This window comes from Clostridium sp. NSJ-49 (assembly GCF_014287725.1).
Lineage (GTDB): Bacteria > Bacillota > Clostridia > Clostridiales > Clostridiaceae > Clostridium > Clostridium disporicum_B.
Genome location: NZ_JACOOP010000108.1, coordinates 1 through 1,343, shown reverse-complemented (window position 1 = coordinate 1,343; position 1,343 = coordinate 1). Strand labels below are relative to the sequence as shown.

Annotated in this window: 2 tRNA genes and 2 rRNA genes; all 4 read left to right on the top strand. The window is 29.5% G+C overall.

From position 1 onward, the window contains the following. Positions 1 to 113, top strand: a 23S ribosomal RNA gene (locus H8S10_RS17850); the annotation flags it as partial. Between the two features lie 47 nt (positions 114 to 160). Beyond that, positions 161 to 277, top strand: a 5S ribosomal RNA gene (gene rrf / locus H8S10_RS17845). Positions 278 to 282: 5 nt separating this feature from the next. Continuing rightward, a tRNA-Ala gene (locus tag H8S10_RS17840) sits at positions 283 to 358 on the top strand. Positions 359 to 408: 50 nt separating this feature from the next. Then, a tRNA-Glu gene (locus H8S10_RS17835) sits at positions 409 to 483 on the top strand. The last annotated feature ends 860 nt before the right edge of the window (positions 484 to 1,343 follow it).

Sequence of the window (1,343 nt, the reverse complement as noted above, 5' to 3'; positions counted from 1 at the left end):
CCCATAGCATAAGCTAGTAAGACCCCTTGAAGAACACAAGGTTGATAGGTCAGAGGTGTAAGTGCGGTAACGTATTTAGCTGACTGATACTAATAGGTCGAGGGCTTGACCAATAAAAAATATAAAATTCATGTGCAATTTTCAGAGAACACTCTGGATATCTAGTGATGATGGCGTAGAGGAAACACTCCTTCCCATTCCGAACAGGAAAGTTAAGCTCTACAGCGCCAATGGTACTGCACGGGAGACTGTGTGGGAGAGTAGGACGTTGCTAGGTTATATGGGGGTATAGCTCAGTTGGGAGAGCACTTGCCTTGCACGCAAGGGGTCAAGGGTTCGACTCCCTTTACCTCCACCATAAAAAGCTATGGTATACATAGCTTTTTATTTTTCAAATAATAGACTTAAGGCCCCTTGGTCAAGCGGTCAAGACACCACCCTTTCACGGTGGTAACAGGGGTTCGATTCCCCTAGGGGTCACCATATTTAAGGTAGTAAGAAAGAAATTCTTACTACCTTTTTTGCATTTATATTAATTATGTTAATTATAAAATAAAATTATATATAATAGGAAATTAACAATATTAATAATGACATATAACAAGTAAAAATAATTAATGTTTCATATAAGAAAGTAAATAACGATATTAAAGAAGTAGCTTAGAAGTAGCTTAAAAAAATAATAAAGAAAAATATATTATTTTGAAGATAAATTTATATAAAGTAAAGAATAGTGTAAATTTAGTAATATAAATTTAAAATTAGGGCTTCGATAACCAAATAGGAGAAAAGATCTGTATTTAAAGTATATTAATTTGAATAGAATTATTTAAATTAATATATAGAGTTTATATTTAACATATAGATAACTAGAGTAATAAAACTGGAAACAAACAAGAATTAGTATTAATTGTTTAGATATAAAATAGAATTTTTATTAGTAAATTATCTAATTAATATTGATGATTTAATATAAAAGTGGTAGACACTCATCCAGGTGTATCAATAATTAAAAAATAAAGAAAATAATAGAAAAATAGAGAAAAATGATAATAATTTTAATAAATTAATATAAATACATTGCAAGATAATTAATATAGATGGTATTATAAATCTCGTCGCTGAGGTCAACAGCTACAAAAACTTCAAAAAAAAGTTTGAAAAAAAGTGTTGACAGTTAAGAAACAAAGTGATAAGATAAAGAAGTCGCTTGAAGCGATACATAATATGGTCTTTGAAAATTGAACAGAATATAGTTAAAATAAATCCAGCAATTCTTTTGAGAGTTTTTAAGTGAGATTCTAAATTTTAATTTAGAAAATCGAACTTACAACGCAGTAGCG